The organism is Phenylobacterium sp. (assembly GCF_025351295.1).
Classification (GTDB): Bacteria; Pseudomonadota; Alphaproteobacteria; order Caulobacterales; family Caulobacteraceae; genus Phenylobacterium.
Genome location: NZ_JANXWD010000166.1, coordinates 25,494 through 43,394, shown reverse-complemented (window position 1 = coordinate 43,394; position 17,901 = coordinate 25,494). Strand labels below are relative to the sequence as shown.

The following is a 17,901-nucleotide window of genomic DNA, read 5'->3' as shown; positions in this document are numbered from 1 at the left end:
CACGCCAGGACGCCTCCCCACGAAACGGCTGCCAAACCGGGCGCCGTCAACCTTGGACGTCGAAGCCTAGACGCCGCCAGGCCGTCTCGCCCCCCGCCCCGACATCGGGGAAGTTGGCGCGGCCGCCGGAATGGGGCATTTGTGCGTCAGGTTCCACGGTCACCCCGCCCCATGCCGAGCCATCGCCCGCGCCGCCTCGTGATCGGAGCTCCCGCCAGGGAGACCACGGGCGTGGCCGCGTGAGCGCCATGGCCGACCTCGGCGCGCCGCCCGGGCCGACCGACCCGCTGCTCGAGATCTATCTTGAGCGGCGGCCGAACCTGGTCCGCTTCTTCGCCGCGCGATGCGGTTCGCTGACCCTGGCCGAGGACTTGGCGCAGGAGCTCTACGTCAAGCTCGCCACCCGCGATCCGGCCGTAACGGCCGAGAACCCCGTCGCCCTGATCTATCGCGTCGCCACCAATGTCATGCTGGACCGGGCCCGGGGCGAGGCCCGCGCCGGCGCCCGCGACGCCGCCTGGCGACGCACCGCCCACGCCTCGGTCGGCGAGGAGGACGTCGCCGAGGAGGCGCCGGCCGACGAGGCGGTGTCTTCGCGCCAGCGCCTGCGCCAGCTGGTCGAGGCCGCCGCCGACCTGCCGCCGCAGATGCAGCGCGCCTTTCGCCTTCACAAGCTGGAAGGCCGCAGCCACGCCGAGACCGCCCAGGTCATGGGAATCTCCGTGAAGTCGGTGGAAAAACACATCTCGGCCGCCCTCAAGACGCTCACCGCGAGGTTGGGCCGATGATCTACCAGAAATTGTATCGGGCGACCGGGGGGTTGGCCCGGTCCGTGACGTCTATCTGTTCGACGGGCTGCCGTTCGCGGCGGCTTGGGGTAGAGACATGAACAGCATTTGGCGATTTGGCGACGACGCGCGGCGTGAAGACGCCGCCGCGTGGGTCGTGCGGCTGGAAGCCGGGAGTCTCGGGGAGACCGAGGCCGTGGCGTTCGACGCTTGGCTGTCGGCCGCGCCGGACAATGCCAACGCTTTCGACGCCGCCCTCGCCGTGTCCCACATCTACGCCGCCGCGGGCGACGCGGTCACCAAAGCGCTGTCCGAGCGCCGCGCCGCGCCGGCCCCGGTCGGCCGACGGGCCTTCCTGGCCGTGGGCGCCATGGCGGCGGCCGCCGCGGTGGCCGTGGTCGTCGCGCCCGACCTCGTCTCCGCGCCGAAGGCCACGACCTATGTCACCGCCAAGGGCGAGCGGCGCACGGTCCGGCTGGCCGACGGCTCCACCCTCGACCTCAACGCCGGCACCCGGCTCTCCGTGACCCTGGCGCACGATGCGCGGCGGGTGACCCTGGACCAGGGCCAGGCGGTGTTCGACGTGGCCCATGATCAGCGCCGCCCGTTCCTGATCGCCGCCGGTGACCGCACGATCCGCGTGGTAGGGACCCAGTTCGACGTCCGCCGCCGCGCCGGCAAGCTCTCCGTCACGGTGGCCCGCGGCGCGGTCGAAGTGCGGCCATCGGAGGGCGCGACCGGCCAGGCCTACCGGCTGCATCCCGGCCAGCGCCTGGATCACATCGAGGGCGCCGCTCTCACCCAGGTGGTCGCCACCCGGGCCGAGGAGGTGCTGGGCTGGCGCTCCGGACGGCTGGTCTACCGCGAACAGCCCCTTGGCGACGTCGTGGCCGACCTCAACCAACAGTTTAGTCTTCCGATCCGGATCGACGACCCCACCCTGGCCGCCACGCCGATCTCCGGCGTCCTGATGGTCGACAACCAGGATGCGGTAATCCGCCGCCTGGCCTTGCTGGTTCCCATAAGCACGGTACGTTCCGATGCGGGCGTGGTACTCCGGCGCGCAGTCGCCTCAGGCCGCTAATGGGGACGTGGAGCCATATCCAGGCGGAGCTTGCCTCTGCGGACGTTGCTGAGCGGCGTCGCCCTCGCCTGCCTGGCGGGGCGCGCTGACGCCGCCGACGCGCGCCTGCGTCTCTCCATCCCGCCCCGGCCCTACGCCGACGCCCTGATCGACTTGGGCGTCCAGGCCAATGTCTCCATCCTGGGCACCTCCGCCTGTGGCGGGGGCGGCCGTGCAGAACTGGCCGGCGCTTTCACCCTCGACGAGGCCCTGACCCGGCTCCTGGCCGGCGCCCCCTGCCGATACCGCATCGTCGACGCTCGCACCGTGCGCATCGTGCCCTATCTGACGCTCGAGACGCCGGCCTCCGCCCAGCACGAGCCGCCACGCGCGCCGTCGCTGGTGGCCGAACTGGTCGTCACGGCCACCAAGCGCCCGGCCACCCTGGACAGCCTGCCCGCCGGCGTCAGCGCCATCTCCCGCGCGCAGATCGAAGCCACCGGCTCCGTCGACGTGGGCCAGACGGTCGGCCAGCTGGCCGGGGTGCTGACCACCAACCTCGGCCCTGGCCGCGACAAGCTGCTGATCCGCGGCCTGTCGGACGGCGCGTTCACCGGCCGGGCCCGCTCCACGGTCAGCACCTACCTCGACGACGCCCCGATCAACGACAACGCCCCCGATCCCGACCTGCGCCTGGTGGACGTGGACCGCATCGAGGTCGTGCGGGGGCCGCAGGGCGCGCTCTACGGCTCCGGCGCGGTCAGCGGCATCTATCGGATCGTCACCCGCAAGCCCGACCTCGAGCGGGCGGCGTTCGGCGGCTCGGCCGGGGTCGCCTTCACCGAGGGCGGCGACCGCAGCCAGGAGGTCGACGGCTACGCCAGCCTGCCGCTGCTGAACAACCACGCCGCGATCCGCGTGGTCGCCTATGAGGACGTTCAGGGCGGCTATCTGGACGATGCCAACCTGCGGATCACCAACGTCGACAAGACCCGCCGCGAGGGCGGCCGGCTCGCACTCCGGGTCCAGATCTCCGACAGCTGGCGGTTCGACGCCCTGGGCGCGACCCAGCATCTGCGCTCGGACGACACCCAGTACGTGACCGCCGGCGCGCGGGCCACCGGCCTCGCCGCGCCGGGCCTGGCGACCGAGGACGCCGGCGGGTTCGCCAGCGCGCCGACCGCGCGGGCCAACCGGGTGCGCGAAGCCCACAAGAACGACTTCTCCTACGCCGGCGGGACGCTGCAGGGCGATTTCGGGTGGGGCAGCATCAGCTCAGCGCTGAGCTATGTGCACCACATCTATTCCAGCCAGTACGACGCCTCGGCGGCGCTTGGCGTCTTCGCGGCGAGCCGCGCGGACCTGGGCCTCTACACGGAGTCCGCGACCGCCGACATGCTGGTGCAGGACCTCGTGGTGCGATCCTCCGGCGCGGATCGCTTCGACTGGCTGATCGGCGCCTATGGCGCGCGCACCATCGAGCGCTCGCCCTCCAGCCTGGGCATTCTGTCCGCCGGTCCGGTCGTTTCCACCGCCTACACCGAGCGACGGAAGGACCGGCTGAGCGAGCTGGCTGTCTATGGCGAAGGCTCCTACGAGTTCCCGCGAGGCTGGAGCGTCACCCTCGGGGGCCGCGTCTTCCAGAGCCACGTCCACACCACCGCCGACATCGACGTCATCCCGCCGTTCGAGCCGCGATCCTTCGACCGCGCGCGCTCCTTCAGCGGCTTCTCGCCCAAGATCTCGCTGCAGAAGGAGTTCGCCACCGGCGATCTCATCTATGCCCTGATCACCGAAGGCTATCGGCCCGGCGGCTTCAATTCGTCGGGGTTCTTCGCGATCCGCGACAACCGCGCCCTGTTCGCCGCCGACCGCCTGCGCAACTACGAGTTCGGCGCCAAGCTGAAGCGGTTCGACGGCCACCTGGCGGTGCGCGCCGCGGCCTACTACGACGACTGGACCAACATCCAGACCGACCAGTACCGGCAGTCGGGCCTCGCCTACACGGCCAACGTCGGCGACGCGCGCATCCTCGGGCTGGAGGCCGAGCTGTCGTACGAATGGGACTTCGGCCTGTCGTTGCAGTTGAACGGCCTGTTGTCGAACTCGAAGGTCCGCAACCCCAACCCGGATTTCTCGCCGGCCGGGGTCGTCGGCGCCCTGCCGGGGGTGCCCAAGAGTTCGGGCGGCCTGCTGGCCGTCTACCAGCGCCCGATCTTCAGCGGGCTGACCCTGCGCCTGGTGGGCGAGGCCAGCTATGTCGGCCACTCTGGCCTGAGCTTCGACGCCAGCCTGCCACCGCGTATGGGCCACTACCTGCGGGCCCGCCTGTCAGCCGAGGTGGCGGCCGACAACTGGCGCCTGACCGCCTACGTCACCAACCCGTTCAACGACGCCGGCGACACCTTCGCCTACGGTAACCCCTTCAGCTTCGGCCAGGTCCGCCAGGTCACCCCCCAGCGCCCGCGGACGTTCGGCGTGCGACTCGCCGCCGCATTCTGAACAAATTCTAAAAGCGGACCGGGGGGGCAGCTTCACCGGGTGGCGTCTTATCCCATGACGGACTCTTGTCGGGGTGGGAGCGGGTTCAGGTGGTCAGGCTGTCGGCCTTCGTTTGCGTGCAGAACCAGGACGCGTTGCTGTCCCAGTGCCTGCGCAAGCTTTCGTTCTGCGACGAGATCGTCGTGGTGGCCGACCGCTGCACCGATCGGTCCCAGGATATCGCGCGCCGCCACGGCGCCATCGTCATCGACGGCATCTTCCCGCTGGAGAGCCAGCGCAAGGCGGCCGGCGCCGAGGCCTGCTCGGGCGACTGGATCCTGGAGATCGACCCCGAGGACCTGGTCGACGCGGCCTTGGCCTGGGAGATCCGCGCCGTGCTGCAGATGCGCCCTGACGGCGACTGGTACGACCTGCCGATCGACAACTATGTGGGCGAGACCCTGGTCCGCGACGGCTGGGCGGGCAGCCTGAGCGCGCGGGCCGAGCCGCGGCTCTACAAGCGCGGGTTGAAGGCATGGCGGCCGGCCCGCCTGAACGCCCCCGCGGTGCTCGCCGGCCGGTCCGGCGGCGCGCTGAAGGGCGCGATCCGCCGGTCGCTGGGCCCCGACGTCGGCGGACTGATGGAGCGCCTGAACCGGCTGACCGCCCTGCGCGCCGAGGACATCGCCGACGCTGGGCGCCTGGCCAGCATCACGTCGGGCGTGGTCAACGGCATGCAAACCTTTGTGCAAGGCTATCTTGCGCGCGGCGGCTGGCGCGAGGGCCGCCTGGGCCTGCTGGTGGCGATGCTCTCGGCGCTGTTCCCGGTTTTGGCGCAGATGCGCGCCGGCGATGTGCTGCAAGCCCGCCGTGCCGCCCTCGACCCGGTCGTTCGCCCCAGCCGCCTGGGCGAGGTCGTGGGCCTCGCCCGCTAGATCGACTTAACCGGCGACGCCCGCTACGGAACGGACCGCGCATGTCCGCGCGGGTTCGCGAGGTTTCGGCGTGACGATCCTGGTCACCGGCTCCGCCGGCTTCATCGGCTTCCACCTCAGCCGCCGCCTGCTGGAGCGTGGCGAGGCGGTGGTGGGGCTCGACAACCTCAACGCCTACTACGACCCCAAGCTGAAGGCTGCCCGCCTGGCGATCCTCGAGGGGCACGAAGGCTACCGCCACGCCGAACTGGACCTGATCGACCGCGACGGCGTGGCCGCCCTCTTCGCCGAGACCCGGCCGGTGGCGGTGGTGAACCTCGCCGCCCAGGCCGGCGTCCGCTACAGCCTCGAACAACCGGCGACCTATGTGGATTCCAACGTCGTGGGCTTCCTCAACATCCTGGAGGGCTGCCGGGCCGTGCAGCCGAAGCACCTGGTTTACGCCTCGACCAGCTCAGTCTACGGCAACCACGCCAACCTGCCGTTCAGCGTCCACGACGCCGCCGTCCACCCGATCACCCTCTACGCCGCCACCAAGCTCGCCAACGAGGCCATGGCCCATTCCTACGCCCACCTGTTCGGCGTTCCGGCCACGGGGTTCCGCTTCTTCACCGTCTACGGTCCCTGGGGCCGGCCGGACATGGCGCTGTTCAAGTTCACCGACGCGATCCTGAAGGGCGAGCCGATCGACGTGTATGGCCACGGCAGAATGCAGCGCGACTTCACCTACGTGGGCGACATCGTCGATGGCCTGGTCGCCGGACTGGACCGCCCGCCGGCCGCCAACCCCGAGTGGGACGCCGTCGCCGTCGACCCGGCTACCAGCTCGGCCCCCTGGCGCGTCCTCAACCTCGGCGCCAGCCGCCGCGTGGAACTGATGCGCTACATCGAGGTGCTGGAGGAGAAGCTGGGCCGAAAGGCGACCCTCAACCTGATGCCCATGCAGCCCGGCGACGTGGCCCGCACCGAGGCCGACACCGCCGAGACCCGGGCCGTCCTCGGCTACGCGCCGAAGACCACCATCGAGGAGGGCGTCGGCCACTTCGTGGACTGGTATCAGGAGTATTACGGGGTCTAGGCTGGCTGCTCGATCGACTTGGACGGCTGCGAGAACCACACCGGTCCGCCCTCGGTCATGTGGAAGCAGTCCTCCAGCCGCACGCCGAACTCGCCCGGGATGTAGATACCCGGCTCGTCGGAGAAGCACATGCCGGGCGCCAGCCTGGTCGTCTCCCCGCGCACCAGGTTGACCGGCTCGTGGCCATCCAGCCCGATACCGTGGCCGGTGCGGTGCGACAGGCCCGGCAGCCTGTAGTCCGGGCCGTAGCCCAGGGAGGTGTAGTAGCCGCGCACGGCGTCATCGACGCTGCCCGCCGCCGCGCCGACCCTGGCCGCCTCGAACGCCAGCTGCTGGCCCCTCTGTACGTGGCTCCAAACCAGCCGCTGCCGGGCCGTGGGCTCGCCGAACACCAGGGTGCGGGAGACGTCGGACTGGTAGCCCCAGACATTGCAGCCGCAATCCATCAGCACCACCTCGCCCGGCGTCACCGACTGCGGCTTGCCCGATCCATGCGGATAGGCCGCCGCCTCGCCCAGCAGGATCAGCGAGAACTCCGGATCGCCGCCCAGAGCGACGGTCGCGCCGTTCATGATCGCGCCGATGTCGCCCGGCCGCATGCCCGCCGCGATCCGCGGGATGGTGTAGCGATAGGCGGCCATCGTGATGTCGGTGGCCCGCTGCATCAGCGCGAGCTCGGCGGGCGACTTGATCATCCGGCAGCCGCGCACGACCGGGGCCGCGTTCCTCAGGTTGGCGCCGGGCAGGTTGCGCTTCAGGCCGTCGGGGATGAAGTAGCGGTCGGTCTCCTCGATGCCGATCACGCCGGAGCCCATCTTTCGGTCTCTCAGCCAACCGGCGACCAGGGCCAGCGGGTCCTCGTCCTCCTGCCAGGTGCGCACCTGCGCCGGCACGCCCAGGGTCTCGCGGACCGAGGGTTCCTCGAAGAACGGCGTGACGATGCCGATCTCACCTTCGGCGGGAATGATCGCGCAGGTCAGCCGCTCGCTGCGGCTCCAGCGGATGCCGGTGAAGTAGATCAGGCTCGACCCCGGCTCGACCAGCAGGGCCGAGACGCCCAGTTGCCGCATCAGCCCCTGGGCCTTGGCGATCCCCGCCTGGCGCTCCGCCGCACCGATCGGCGGCGGCGGATCGGGCAGGCGGGCGAGATCGGGGGCTGCCGCCCACGTCAAGCCCGGCGCAGCCGCCAACCCCGCGGCGCCCAGCGCCATGAACATGCGTCGATCCATGGCCGCAGGCTTGCGCGGAACCGCGCAAACCTCAAGCCGATGGACTGGCTACTTCTTCTTCGGGGCCATGGCGGGCTTCATCGCCGCCTTCATGGGGGCCTTCATCGGCGCCTTGGCCGCCTGGACCTCGATCTCGACCAGGGCGCCGGGGCGGGCGAGGGCCACGATCTGCGAGGCGATGCGGGCCGGCTTGCCCTCGATCGGGCCCCAGAACGACAGGTAGGCCTCATTCATGCCGGCAAAGTCCATGGCCCCGCCCTTGGCCGGGTCGCCGACCAGCACCACGCGCATCATCACCACGTCGCTCAGCTTGTAGCCCTCGTCCTCGAGGATCTTCTTGATCTTGCCGAAGACGCTGAGGGCCTGGGTCTTGGTGTCGCCCAGCTGCGCCGGGGCGCCGGCCGCGGCGGGGGCGATCGGGTCGGCCAGCTGGCCGCTGACATAGATCATGTCCGAACCGGCCGGCACCTTCACCGCCGAGGAGATGAAGCTCTTGGCCGGGTTTATGTGGGTGTTCTGGGCGTGGGCGGCGCCGGCGGCGGCCAGCGCCAGCAGGACGGCGGGAAGCAGGATCTTGCGCATGGGTGTCCCCCTTAAAGGTTTCTAAGCGGCGGCGGGGGCGCGGCGGCCCTCGGTCGCGACGGACTGTGACACGCGCGTGGCGAGGAGGCCTAGTGTGCGTTGGGCCGAAAACACCGCGCCCTCCTGCCAGCCGGGCATCTGGCTGAGGTGCGCGCCCGAGAAATAGACCCGGCCGGTGGGCGGGGTGTTGAGCAGCTGATAGGCTGGATCGTCGATATGGCCCTCCTGTCCGCCACGCGCGCCGTAGGACGGCCAGGGACCCAGGTTGAATGGGATCTTGCTCCAGTTCACCACCACCGGGCTGCTGAGTTCGGCCTCGTGGCCGGGGTGCAGGCGGGCGACCACCCCTTTGGCGATGGCGATCTGCTCGGCCATCGAACTGTCGTCAAATTGGTCAGCGCCCGCGATCCCAGCGCGACTTCGGCAGCACCTTCGTGGCCAAGCTAACCGGCCGCTACGACTTTAACCCGATGATCGCCATCCGCGGCACCGCCTCGACCGGGTTCCGGGCGCCGACCCTGGCCGAGGAATACTACTCGGCCACCAACGTCTCGCCGACCTCGGCCTTCGTGCAGCTGCCGCCCAACTCGGCCGCCGCCAAGCTGGTGGGCGTGAACGGGCTGGACCCGGAGAAGTCGCGCAACTTCAGCGTCGGCTTCGTGGCCCACCCCGGCTACGGGATCACCGACACCCTCGACCTCTACCAGATCGGGATCCGCGACCGGGTGGTGGGCTCCGGCTCGCTGTTCGGCTCCGGCGGCGACCTCAATCTTCCTGCGGTGCGCGCGGCCATCCTGGCCAACGGCAACGTCCTCGATCCCACCGTCACCCAGACCGGCATCAACATCTTCACCAACGGGGTGAACACCCGCACCCGGGGCGCCGAGCTGGTCCTGACCACCATGAGCGACTTTGCCGACTGGGGGACCGTCCAGTGGTCGCTGACCGGCAACTACACCAAGACCAAGGTGACCAAGATCGCGGCCAACCCGCCGCAGCTCCTGGGCGCCTCGCTGTTCGACCTGACCGCCATCGACAACCTGGAGACCACCTCGCCCAAGTACCGGGTGGTGGCCGGCGGCCTGTGGACCTGGGGCGGCCTTTCGGTGAACCTGAAGGAGACGCTCTACGGCCCAGCCTCGCGCCACGACAGCCGCACCGGCTGCTCGCTGGCTACGGGCTCCACCTCGCCGACCTGCTTCGTCAACAAGATCAAGACCCAGCTGATCACCGACCTGGAGGTCAGCTACAAGGTCTTCGATAGCGTGAAGCTCTCGATCGGAGCCAACAACCTGTTCAACAGCTACCCCGACAAGCTGAACCCGAACTACCGCAACACCTTCCTGGTCGGGAATTCCAACGGCTACGTCACCCAGTACCCGACGTTCTCGTCGTTCGGGATCAACGGCGGCTACTACTACGGCAAGATCGGCTACACGTTCTGAGGCCGCGGCCGCCGGTACGGAGGCCGCGGGGTCCGCCCCGCGGCCTTTCGTCTGCCCACCTCGCGGCGCAACGAAAAGTGGCCGCGCCTCGCCGGCGCGGCCAGTTCAGGGAGGAAACGCCCCAAAGGGCAAAGCCATCTTGGGGGCGGATTCGGCGGGCCGGAAGCTAGTCCATCGCGAAACCGGGGCCGGCCGCCGATGCGCTGAAAGCGTGAGCATGACGATGCCATTTTGGGCGCCATGCGCCGCCGCAGGATTTAGCCGGCCGCCGCAACCTGCTATGGGCATTAACTGGGAGTTCGTTGATCTGCGCCAAGTTCGGCGCCTTCCACGCGACCTATATGGACGGCCAGTTTCCGAGGATTTGAGACCATGCCCGCGCTCGCCAAGACGGCTGCTCCCACCCCGTATCTCACCGAATTCGACCTGACGACGGGGCTGCTCTCGCCGGAGATCGACCGCCGCAAGGGCGCCGACCTCAGCGCGCAGTACGGGGCGGCCTCACCCTTCCCGCACATCGTCATCGACGACTTCATGCCGACGGGGATCCTGGACCGCTGCCTGGCCGAGTTCCCCGCGTCGCTCAACGCCGGCGGGGCCGCCTTCGACCGCGACCAGGAACGCTACAAATCGCAGTTCAACCCGGACGAGATGAGCCCGTGGCTGCGGAACCTGTTCTACGGCTTCAATTCCCGACCCTTCATCCAGCTCCTGCAGAACATCACCGGCATCAAGGGCCTGATCCCGGACCCCTATTTCCTGGGCGCCGGGTTCCATGAGATCGGCAACGGCGGCCACCTCTCGCTCCACGCGGACTTCAACCACCACAAGCCGATGAACCTGGAGCGGCGGATCAATGTGCTGATCTACCTGAACAAGGACTGGCCGCAGAGCTACGGCGGATCCCTGGAACTCTGGAATCACGACATGACGGCGTGCGTCCAGAAGCTGGCCCCGGAATTCAATCGCTGCGTGATCTTCAACACCACGTCGGAGAGCTGGCACGGCAACCCGGATCCTGTGGACCATCCGAACAACGTCACGCGCAAGTCGATCGCGCTCTACTACTACACCTCCACCTGGAGCGACGCGAAGCGCGACCACACCACCCAGTTCAAGACGCGGCCCGGCACCGGCGACAAGCGCGACTGGCGCGTGGCGATCAACGAAGCGGTGGCGGACCTGCTGCCCCCGCTGGTCTACCGGCAGCTCAAGCGGCGCAAACGCGACGGCGCCTAGACGCGGTGTCCGGGCGCGCAGCCCGGCGCGCGAACCCGATAGTCCATAGTCCAAAGGCCGCGCGGCTCGCGCACTCAGGCGCCGCCGGCCGGCGCCGGCGGTCCACCCCAGAGGCGGAATGACACGTTCGAATATCGCGATCGGCCTGCTCTGGCATTCGGCCAATTCCGGCAACCTCGGCGTCGGCGCCCTGACCATCGCCAACATGTCCATTGTCAGGGAGGTGGTCGAGAGCCTGGGCCTGAAGCCTCGCTTCACGATCATCGGGGTGCGCGACCGGCTTGAGCCCTATGTCTCGCCGGACGAGGCCGCGACGTTCGAGGTCGACTCGCGCGCCATGCTGGATCCGCGCCGGTTGTGGGCCACCACGCGGGCGCAGGACTGCATCCTGGACATCGGCGGGGGAGACAGCTTCACCGACATCTACGCCATGCGGCGTTACGCTCTGATCTGGGGCGCCAAGGCCATCGCCATCGCGGCGGGCCGCCCCCTGCTGTTCTCTCCGCAGACCATCGGCCCCTTCAGCCGGCAGCCGCACACGGCGCTGGCGGCCTGGGCCATGCGCCACGCCGAGGCCGTGGTCGCCCGCGACGACGCCTCGCTTGAGGCCGTCCGGGTCATGGCGCCCAACGCACGCCGCCTGCTCTCGGCCGACGTGGCCTTCGCCCTGCCCTTCGAGGACCGCAGCCGCGAGCGGGGCGGGGCCATCCCGCGGGTCGGGATCAATGTCTCCGGACTGCTGTTCAACGAGGCCCACGGCGGCAACCGCTTTGGCCTGGACGTGAATTATGCGGACCTGAGCCGGCAGCTGATCGAGAGCTTCCGGGCCGAGGGCGCCGAGGTCCACCTGATCACCCACGCCCTGGCCCACCTCCCCGCCGACGACGACGGCGGCGTCGCCGATCAGCTGGCGGCCGAATACCCCTGGGCCATTCGCGTACCGGACTTCCGCGGACCCAGCGAGGCCAAGTCCTACATCTCCAGCCTGGACTTCCTGGTCTCAGGCCGCATGCACGCCTGCATCGGCGCGGTCTCCAGCGGCACGCCGGTGGTGCCGATCGCCTACAGCCGCAAGTTCAAGGGCGTCTTTGGCCTGGTGGGCTATCCGTGGATGGTCGACGTCGCGGGCAAGTCGACCGCGGAGGCGCTGGCCTATGTCATGGACGGCTTCCACCGCAGGGCGGAACTGGCCGCGGACAGCCGGCAAAGCATGCAGAAGGTCGGCGGCCTGCTGGACAACTACCGGGCCGAGCTGCGGCGGCTGTTCGAACGGATCGCGCCGCGCTGATCAGAGCCGCAGGTCCGCGGCCTCCCTGGGCAGCACGGCCTTGACGTCGAACACCACCGCGCCGGGGCGTCCGAAGGCGCGAATCCCCTCGCCGCCCAGGGCGACGAACTCGCGATGGGCCACGGCCAGCACGACGCCGTCGTAGGCGCCCGCGGCCGGCGCGGCGACCAGGTCCAGGCCATACTCCTGGCGCGCCGCCTCGGGCGCGATCCAGGGGTCGCAGACGTCCACCTGGGCGCCGAAATCCGCCAGCTCCTGGACGATGTCGATCACCCGGGTGTTGCGCAGGTCGGGGGTGTTCTCCTTGAACGCCAGCCCCAGCACCAGGACCCGCGCGCCCTTGGGCTGGACGCCGCGGCGGATCATCTCCTTGACCAGCTCGCGGGCCACGTATCCGCCCATCCCGTCGTTGATTCGGCGGCCGGCCAGGATCACCTCCGGGCGATAGCCGAGCTGCTCGGCCTTGTGGGTCAGGTAGTAGGGGTCGACGCCGATGCAGTGACCGCCGACCAGCCCGGGATGGAAGTTCAGGAAGTTCCACTTGGTGGCCGCGGTCGCCAGCACCTCCTGGGTGTCCAGCTCCATGCGGCGGAAGATCAGGGCGAATTCGTTGATCAGCGCGATATTGACGTCGCGCTGGGTGTTTTCGATCACCTTGGCCGCCTCGGCCACGCGGATCGAGCTGGCCCGGTGGGTGCCGGCGCGGACCACGGAGGCATAGAGCGCATCCACGAAATCCGCGGCGGCGGGGGTCGAGCCGGCGGTCACCTTGACGATGTCGGCCAGCCGGTGGTTCGGATCGCCGGGGTTGGCCCGCTCGGGGCTGTAGCCGGCGTGGAAGTCGCGGTTGAAGACCAGGCCGGAGACGCCGGCCACCACCGGCACGCAGTCCTCCTCGGTGGCGCCCGGATAGACCGTGGACTCATAGATCACCACGCCGCCCGGCCGGATCGCCTGGCCCACCGCGCGGCTGGCCGCCATCAGGGCGGAGAGGTCCGGGCGCTTGTGGGCGTCGATCGGGGTCGGCACCGTGACGATGAAGACGTTGCAGTCCTGGAGCGACGCCGGGTCGGCGCTGAACGTCAGCTGGGTCGCAGCCCGCAGCGCCTCGGGCGCCACCTCCAGCGTGCGGTCCTGGCCGGCCGTGAGCTCGGAGACGCGCGCGGCGCCGATGTCGAACCCAACCACCCGATGCCCGGCGGCGAAGGCCACCGCCAGCGGCAGCCCCACATAGCCCAGGCCGATCACGGCGATCCTCGCCGGGGCGTTCGCGAACGGGTTCTGCACCATCGCGGCGCGCTCTAGCACGGATCGCCGACGGCCCGCGTCAGTTCGCGGATCGCCAGATACAGGTGATAGAGCGAGGTCGCCGGCGCCGGCTCGTCGAGGAAGCCGCCGTCGGGGCGCATGCGCTCGCGCCAGACGCCGCGCGCCGGGGTGTCGAGGTAGACCGCCAGGCCGTTGGCGGCCTCCAGGGCGGCGACGTCCTCGCCCAGGACCAGTGCCGCCTTCAGGTGCTCGGTCTGCGGCCACAGCCGCGCCGCCGGATCGCGGAGGCTGAGGTCATCCCACAGTGCATTGGCCACCACGCCGCGCTGGGGGTCGAACCCCCGTCGCCCCGCCGCGAACAGCCGTCGCGCCGCCGCCCGCGCCGCCGCGTCGCCGCGCGACCGGCCCCACCGCTCCAGCAGCCAGGCCCATTCGAACTGGTGGCCGGGCTCGATCAGTCCGGCCTCGCCGGTCAACGCCTGCCAATCGGCGTCGAAGACCTCCCGCAGCGCCCCGCTGGCCGGGTCGATGAACCGCGCCAGCGCCAGTCCGGCGATCTCGTCGGCCAGGCCCGACCAGGCCGCGCCGCCGTCCGCCGCCTCCCAGGCCAGGACCGCCTCGAACAGGTGCATGGGGGCGTTGGCCTGGAAGGGGTGCAGGCCGGTCTCGCGGAAGCCCCCGGCCGGGTGGCGGAACGCCATCAGCCGGGCGCGCACCGCCGTCGCCTCGGCGAGGCTGGCCTCGTCGGCCGGATCGGCGCGGCGCAGGCCGGCCAGCGCCAGCAGGATGAAGGCGTGGTCGTAGAGCGGTGCGGCGGCGTCGCCCTGGACCCCCGCCAGGTCGAGGGTGGCGGCGAACAGTCCGTCCGGCCGGCGCGCGTGGCGCAGGTAGAAGTCCATCCCGGCTCGCGCCGTGGCCAGCCAGGGCCCGGGGACCCCCTCCGCCGCGGCGCTGGCGAACACGAACGCCTGGCGCGCCTGGACCCGCGCGCGGCGCCGGGGATCGTCCGGGACCCCGGCCCAGGTCAGCGCCTCGCGGAAACCGCCGGTCGCCGGATCGACCCCGACCGTCGCCCACAGCGGCAGCGCCGATGTCCGCAGCCACACGTCGTACGCGCCGGCCGCTACCGCGAGACTGGCGTACCGCGCCGGCGGGCCCTGCTCGGCAGCGAGGTCGCGCACCGCCTGGCTCTGGTCCAGGGCGCAGACCAGCACCGCGTCCGCCTCGGCCACCACCGCGATGTTGGAGACCCCGACCACGGCCAGCCGCATCCCGGGCGCCGCGCGGGCCAGGACGTTCGCGCCGCCGGTCACGGTGGCGCCGGGCCCGACACCGTCGCCCGACGCCGCCAGCACCGCGTCCCAGGCCCCCAGGTCCGACCAGGCGAAATCGACCGGCAGCACCGCGCCATGGGCGGTCTGCTCCATCACCGCCCGGTCAAAGGCGATCTTCGGCGCCTGGACGAAGGCCGCGCCCAGCAGGGTCGCCTCGCCCGCCGGCGTCGCGCCGTCGACCGCCGCCTGCGCCCGCTCCGCGACCTGCGGCGCCCAGCGCGCCAATTCCGTCAGCAGGGTCCGCGCCGCGGCCACGAAGGTTCCGCTGTTCCAGAGCGCGCCCTCGGCCAGAAGGGCGGCGGCGACCCGCGCCAGCGGCTTCTCGACGAACGCCGCGATCGGCGTCACGGCCGTCCCGGCGGCGGCCGGCCGGATGTAGCCATATGCGCTCGAAGCGGAGGCGGGCCGGACGCCCAGGGTCACGATCGCCCCGCCGTCCGCCGCCGCCAGCGTCTGGCGCAGGGCTTCGGCGAACGCCTCGGCGTCGGGGATGTGATGGTCGGCGGGCAGGATGGCCAGAATCGCGTCGGGCGCGCGCGCCGCGACCCAGGCGGCGGCCGCCGCGATGGCCGCCGCCGTGTCGCGGCCGGCCGGCTCCAGCAGCACGCTGGCCCGGAAGCCGATTTCGGCGAGCTGGGACCCGATCAGCCCGGCGTGGACTGCGCCGCCCACCACGACCATCCCGCCGGTCGCCAGGGGTTGCGCCCGCAGCACGGCCGCCTGGAACCCCGACCTCGGCCCCACCAGCCGCAGGAACGGCTTCGGCCGCCACGGTCGCGACGCGGGCCACAGCCGCGCACCCGAGCCGCCGCACAGGATCACCGGATAGACGGGCGGCAGGATGGACGTCTCCTTCGCGGCCACGCTGGCCGCAGGCGTCCTCACCTAGCGCCTTCAGGCCCGATCGCAAACGCCAGGCTGGCCGCGGCCGGCGCGGCTCGATTGACCCAGGCGGGCCCGAACCGGTAAAATAGCTCCAAGTGCAGGGGCTATGCAGGTTTGCAGGGGGCCCGCGGTCGCTTCACGCGCCGCCGCGACCGGAGCGTCTCAGGTGAACAGCGCGCGCAGTCCGACGGCGATGCAGGTCCACAGCGCCACCGAGGTCACGGCGCCGATGCCCAGGCCAACGCCGATGGGCAGCCGCCGGACCGGCTGGGCCTCGGCGGAACGGGAGACGATTTCGACGGAGACGTCGGACGGCATGTTTCTACTCCGACACCGCCCGTTTCTTGGGCTGTGTCACATTAAATACCGCCGAGCGTGAAGAGTTCGTTGGGAGAAATGGCTAACAAAGAGCCAATGTCTCCCGCAGGTGGCGACCACATGGCGTGGTGTAGATTGGGGCGTTGCTTCGGATGACGGATGTCATCGCAAGGATGATCGACCAGGCCCCGCCCGTCGAGGCCGTGACGCCTCCGGTGGCGAGCGATACGTCGCGGCCCCAGTGTTCGCCGGTGGCCGACAGCTGGCCCAAGCGCGCGCTGGACGTCCTGGGCGCCGCCTTCGCGATCCTGCTGTTCCTGCCGCTCCTGCTGTGCATCGCCCTGATGGTGCGGCTGGAGTCCGGGGGGCCGGTGATCTTCAAGCAGCGTCGGACCGGCCACCAGGGCCGCATCTTCACGATCTACAAGTTCCGCACCATGACCGTGGCCGAGGATAGCGCGAACGTCCGCCACGCCACCCGCGACGACGTCCGGATCACCGCCTTCGGGGGTCTGCTGCGCAAACTCAGCCTGGATGAGCTGCCGCAGTTCTTCAACGTCCTGAAGGGCGACATGTCGCTGGTCGGGCCTCGCCCCCACGCCCTGGCGCACGATACCTATTACGGCGAGCAGATCCCGGCCTATGCCGAGCGTTTCCGCGCCAAGCCGGGCCTGACCGGGCTGGCTCAGGTCAACGGCCTGCGCGGGGAGATCAAGGACCTGCGCGGCATGCGCGACCGCATCGCGGCGGACAATCTCTATATCGACTGCTGGTCGCTGGGCCTCGATATCGCCATCGCGACGAAGACAGCCCTGATCGTCTTCCGCGACCCGCAGGCCTACTGAGGCTGCCGATCGCCGCCGCCAGCTAAGATTATCGACCCCGCTTGCAACCGAACCGCCGCCCCGCGCGAATATAGTCCGGTGGTGCGGCTCGGGAGGCCGCGGCCTGGCGCGGCTCTTGCTGAAAGACCTGTGTATTCCACGGGGCGGTCGGGGTCATGTCCGGATTTGAGACGCGGTTCGGGGCAGACGACGATGCGGAACGCATCAAGACGGCATTCTACGGCTTCGTCGGCGAGCACGCGGCCGGAGTCGACGGAGACGCCCACATCCGCACCGAAATCGACCCCACCGGCCAGAAACTCCTGGTTCGGCTCTGGAGCGAAGAGGCCATGGACGCCTTCCTGCGCGGACTCTCCGCGACCACGCGACCCCAGCGCCGGGCGTGCTATGAATAACCTCGCCGAATTCCGGGTCCATGCAGAGGCGCAGAACTGGGCGCCCGCCGGAGAGACGCGCTTGCCTACAGTGGCCGCTCCAACACCCGCCGCCGTCGCCGCCAGCCGGCGCAAGCGCGCGTTCGACATCCTGATGTCGTTCGGCGCGCTGATCCTGTTCCTGCCGCTGCTGCTGACCATCGCGATGCTGGTCCGGCTCGAGACCCCCGGCCCGGTGCTGTTCCGCCAGCGGCGCACGGGGCTGAACGGCAGCATCTTCACCGTCTTCAAGTTCCGCACCATGACCGTCACCGAGGACGGCGACACCGTCCGCCAGGCCACCGTTGGCGACGCCCGGGTCACGGCCCTGGGCGCGGTGCTGCGCAGATTCAGCCTCGACGAACTGCCACAGGTCCTCAACGTCCTGCGCGGCGAGATGTCCCTGATCGGTCCCCGGCCTCACGCCGTGGCCCACGACGAGACCTGGGGCAAGCAGGTCCCCGGCTATGAACTGCGCTTCCGCGCCAAGCCCGGTCTCACCGGCTACGCCGCGGTTTGCGGGTTTCGCGGCGAGGTCCGGGAGTTGCAGGCCATCATCGACCGGGTGGAATCCGACAACGAATACATCGACACCTGGTCGTTCACCCTGGACATGAAGATCGTCTGGCGCACCCTGCCGCTGATCTTCACCGACGCCCGCGCCTACTGAACACCCGCCGCGTCCTTAACCGATCGCTCAGCCGCAGGC

The 17,901-nt window shown here is 70.3% G+C and carries 17 protein-coding genes; 11 read left to right on the top strand and 6 right to left on the bottom strand.

The genetic code is table 11. The features are described from left to right. Positions 1–248 precede the first annotated feature (248 nt). The 5 genes from Q0R13_RS22245 to Q0R13_RS22225 all read left to right on the top strand — a co-directional run bounded on the left by Q0R13_RS22245 (position 249) and on the right by Q0R13_RS22225 (position 6,345). Positions 249–788 carry an RNA polymerase sigma factor gene (locus Q0R13_RS22245; protein ID WP_293908147.1) on the top strand — a complete coding sequence of 180 codons (540 nt, stop codon included), beginning with the start codon at positions 249–251 and terminating at the stop codon, positions 786–788. A 97-nt stretch (positions 789–885) separates the two neighbouring features. After that, on the top strand, positions 886–1,872 hold the full coding sequence (locus Q0R13_RS22240; RefSeq protein ID WP_293908145.1) for a FecR domain-containing protein: 987 nt from the start codon (positions 886–888) through the stop codon (positions 1,870–1,872). A gap of 30 nt (positions 1,873–1,902) precedes the next feature. Further along, positions 1,903–4,353 (top strand): TonB-dependent receptor, encoded by a 2,451-nt coding sequence (locus tag Q0R13_RS22235; protein WP_293908143.1) that lies wholly within the window; start codon positions 1,903–1,905, stop codon positions 4,351–4,353. Between the two features lie 89 nt (positions 4,354–4,442). Then, entirely contained in the window at positions 4,443–5,267 is an 825-nt protein-coding gene (locus Q0R13_RS22230) for a glycosyltransferase family 2 protein (RefSeq protein WP_293908140.1), read from the top strand. A gap of 70 nt (positions 5,268–5,337) precedes the next feature. Beyond that, the gene (locus Q0R13_RS22225) at positions 5,338–6,345 is read left to right on the top strand and encodes an NAD-dependent epimerase (RefSeq protein WP_293908137.1); all 1,008 of its coding nucleotides are present in this window, start codon (positions 5,338–5,340) and stop codon (positions 6,343–6,345) included. Here Q0R13_RS22225 and Q0R13_RS22220 read toward each other — a convergent pair. The 3 genes from Q0R13_RS22220 to Q0R13_RS22210 are packed head-to-tail and all read right to left on the bottom strand — an operon-like array spanning position 6,342 to position 8,531. Beyond that, positions 6,342–7,562: a Xaa-Pro peptidase family protein gene (locus tag Q0R13_RS22220; protein ID WP_293908135.1), complete on the bottom strand. Its 1,221-nt coding sequence runs from the start codon at positions 7,560–7,562 to the stop codon at positions 6,342–6,344. The genes Q0R13_RS22225 and Q0R13_RS22220 overlap by 4 nt on opposite strands. Positions 7,563–7,622: 60 nt before the next feature. After that, the gene (locus tag Q0R13_RS22215; RefSeq protein WP_293908133.1) at positions 7,623–8,156 is read right to left on the bottom strand and encodes a Rid family hydrolase; all 534 of its coding nucleotides are present in this window, start codon (positions 8,154–8,156) and stop codon (positions 7,623–7,625) included. Between the two features lie 21 nt (positions 8,157–8,177). Continuing rightward, a complete protein-coding gene (locus tag Q0R13_RS22210; RefSeq protein ID WP_293908131.1) occupies positions 8,178–8,531 on the bottom strand; it encodes a hypothetical protein in 354 nt (117 codons plus the stop codon). Between the two features lie 59 nt (positions 8,532–8,590). Between Q0R13_RS22210 and Q0R13_RS22205 the strand changes: the two genes are divergently transcribed. From Q0R13_RS22205 to Q0R13_RS22195, 3 genes are all read left to right on the top strand, one after another. Beyond that, positions 8,591–9,601 carry a TonB-dependent receptor gene (locus Q0R13_RS22205; RefSeq protein ID WP_293908129.1) on the top strand — a complete coding sequence of 337 codons (1,011 nt, stop codon included), beginning with the start codon at positions 8,591–8,593 and terminating at the stop codon, positions 9,599–9,601. A gap of 372 nt (positions 9,602–9,973) precedes the next feature. After that, a complete protein-coding gene (locus tag Q0R13_RS22200; protein WP_293908127.1) occupies positions 9,974–10,840 on the top strand; it encodes a 2OG-Fe(II) oxygenase in 867 nt (288 codons plus the stop codon). Between the two features lie 118 nt (positions 10,841–10,958). After that, positions 10,959–12,128 carry a polysaccharide pyruvyl transferase family protein gene (locus Q0R13_RS22195; protein WP_293908125.1) on the top strand — a complete coding sequence of 390 codons (1,170 nt, stop codon included), beginning with the start codon at positions 10,959–10,961 and terminating at the stop codon, positions 12,126–12,128. Here the strand turns inward: Q0R13_RS22195 and Q0R13_RS22190 are convergent, their stop codons facing one another. From Q0R13_RS22190 to Q0R13_RS22180, 3 genes are all read right to left on the bottom strand, one after another. Continuing rightward, positions 12,129–13,418, bottom strand: a complete 1,290-nt coding sequence (locus Q0R13_RS22190) for a nucleotide sugar dehydrogenase (protein WP_293908123.1) — start codon at positions 13,416–13,418, stop codon at positions 12,129–12,131. 11 nt (positions 13,419–13,429) lie between these two features. After that, positions 13,430–15,616 carry an AGE family epimerase/isomerase gene (locus Q0R13_RS22185; protein ID WP_293908121.1) on the bottom strand — a complete coding sequence of 729 codons (2,187 nt, stop codon included), beginning with the start codon at positions 15,614–15,616 and terminating at the stop codon, positions 13,430–13,432. A 162-nt stretch (positions 15,617–15,778) separates the two neighbouring features. After that, on the bottom strand, positions 15,779–15,934 hold the full coding sequence (locus Q0R13_RS22180; protein WP_293908119.1) for a hypothetical protein: 156 nt from the start codon (positions 15,932–15,934) through the stop codon (positions 15,779–15,781). Between the two features lie 173 nt (positions 15,935–16,107). Between Q0R13_RS22180 and Q0R13_RS22175 the strand changes: the two genes are divergently transcribed. The 3 genes from Q0R13_RS22175 to Q0R13_RS22165 all read left to right on the top strand — a co-directional run bounded on the left by Q0R13_RS22175 (position 16,108) and on the right by Q0R13_RS22165 (position 17,862). Next, on the top strand, positions 16,108–16,779 hold the full coding sequence (locus Q0R13_RS22175) for a sugar transferase (RefSeq protein WP_293908117.1): 672 nt from the start codon (positions 16,108–16,110) through the stop codon (positions 16,777–16,779). Positions 16,780–16,934: 155 nt separating this feature from the next. Next, entirely contained in the window at positions 16,935–17,174 is a 240-nt protein-coding gene (locus tag Q0R13_RS22170) for a hypothetical protein (protein WP_293908115.1), read from the top strand. 70 nt (positions 17,175–17,244) lie between these two features. Then, a complete protein-coding gene (locus Q0R13_RS22165; RefSeq protein WP_293908180.1) occupies positions 17,245–17,862 on the top strand; it encodes a sugar transferase in 618 nt (205 codons plus the stop codon). Positions 17,863–17,901 lie beyond the last annotated feature (39 nt).

Excerpts from the sequence above, each read along its gene's own strand:
- Q0R13_RS22245 (WP_293908147.1), top strand. The coding sequence starts at position 249 with ATGGCCGACCTCGGCGCGCCGCCCGGGCCGACCGACCCGCTGCTCGAG.
- Q0R13_RS22240 (WP_293908145.1), top strand. The coding sequence starts at position 886 with ATGAACAGCATTTGGCGATTTGGCGACGACGCGCGGCGTGAAGACGCC.
- Q0R13_RS22220 (WP_293908135.1), bottom strand. The coding sequence starts at position 7,562 with ATGTTCATGGCGCTGGGCGCCGCGGGGTTGGCGGCTGCGCCGGGCTTG.
- Q0R13_RS22215 (WP_293908133.1), bottom strand. The coding sequence starts at position 8,156 with ATGCGCAAGATCCTGCTTCCCGCCGTCCTGCTGGCGCTGGCCGCCGCC.
- Q0R13_RS22210 (WP_293908131.1), bottom strand. The coding sequence starts at position 8,531 with ATGGCCGAGCAGATCGCCATCGCCAAAGGGGTGGTCGCCCGCCTGCAC.
- Q0R13_RS22200 (WP_293908127.1), top strand. The coding sequence starts at position 9,974 with ATGCCCGCGCTCGCCAAGACGGCTGCTCCCACCCCGTATCTCACCGAA.
- Q0R13_RS22195 (WP_293908125.1), top strand. The coding sequence starts at position 10,959 with ATGACACGTTCGAATATCGCGATCGGCCTGCTCTGGCATTCGGCCAAT.
- Q0R13_RS22190 (WP_293908123.1), bottom strand. The coding sequence starts at position 13,418 with ATGGTGCAGAACCCGTTCGCGAACGCCCCGGCGAGGATCGCCGTGATC.
- Q0R13_RS22180 (WP_293908119.1), bottom strand. The coding sequence starts at position 15,934 with ATGCCGTCCGACGTCTCCGTCGAAATCGTCTCCCGTTCCGCCGAGGCC.
- Q0R13_RS22175 (WP_293908117.1), top strand. The coding sequence starts at position 16,108 with ATGATCGACCAGGCCCCGCCCGTCGAGGCCGTGACGCCTCCGGTGGCG.
- Q0R13_RS22170 (WP_293908115.1), top strand. The coding sequence starts at position 16,935 with ATGTCCGGATTTGAGACGCGGTTCGGGGCAGACGACGATGCGGAACGC.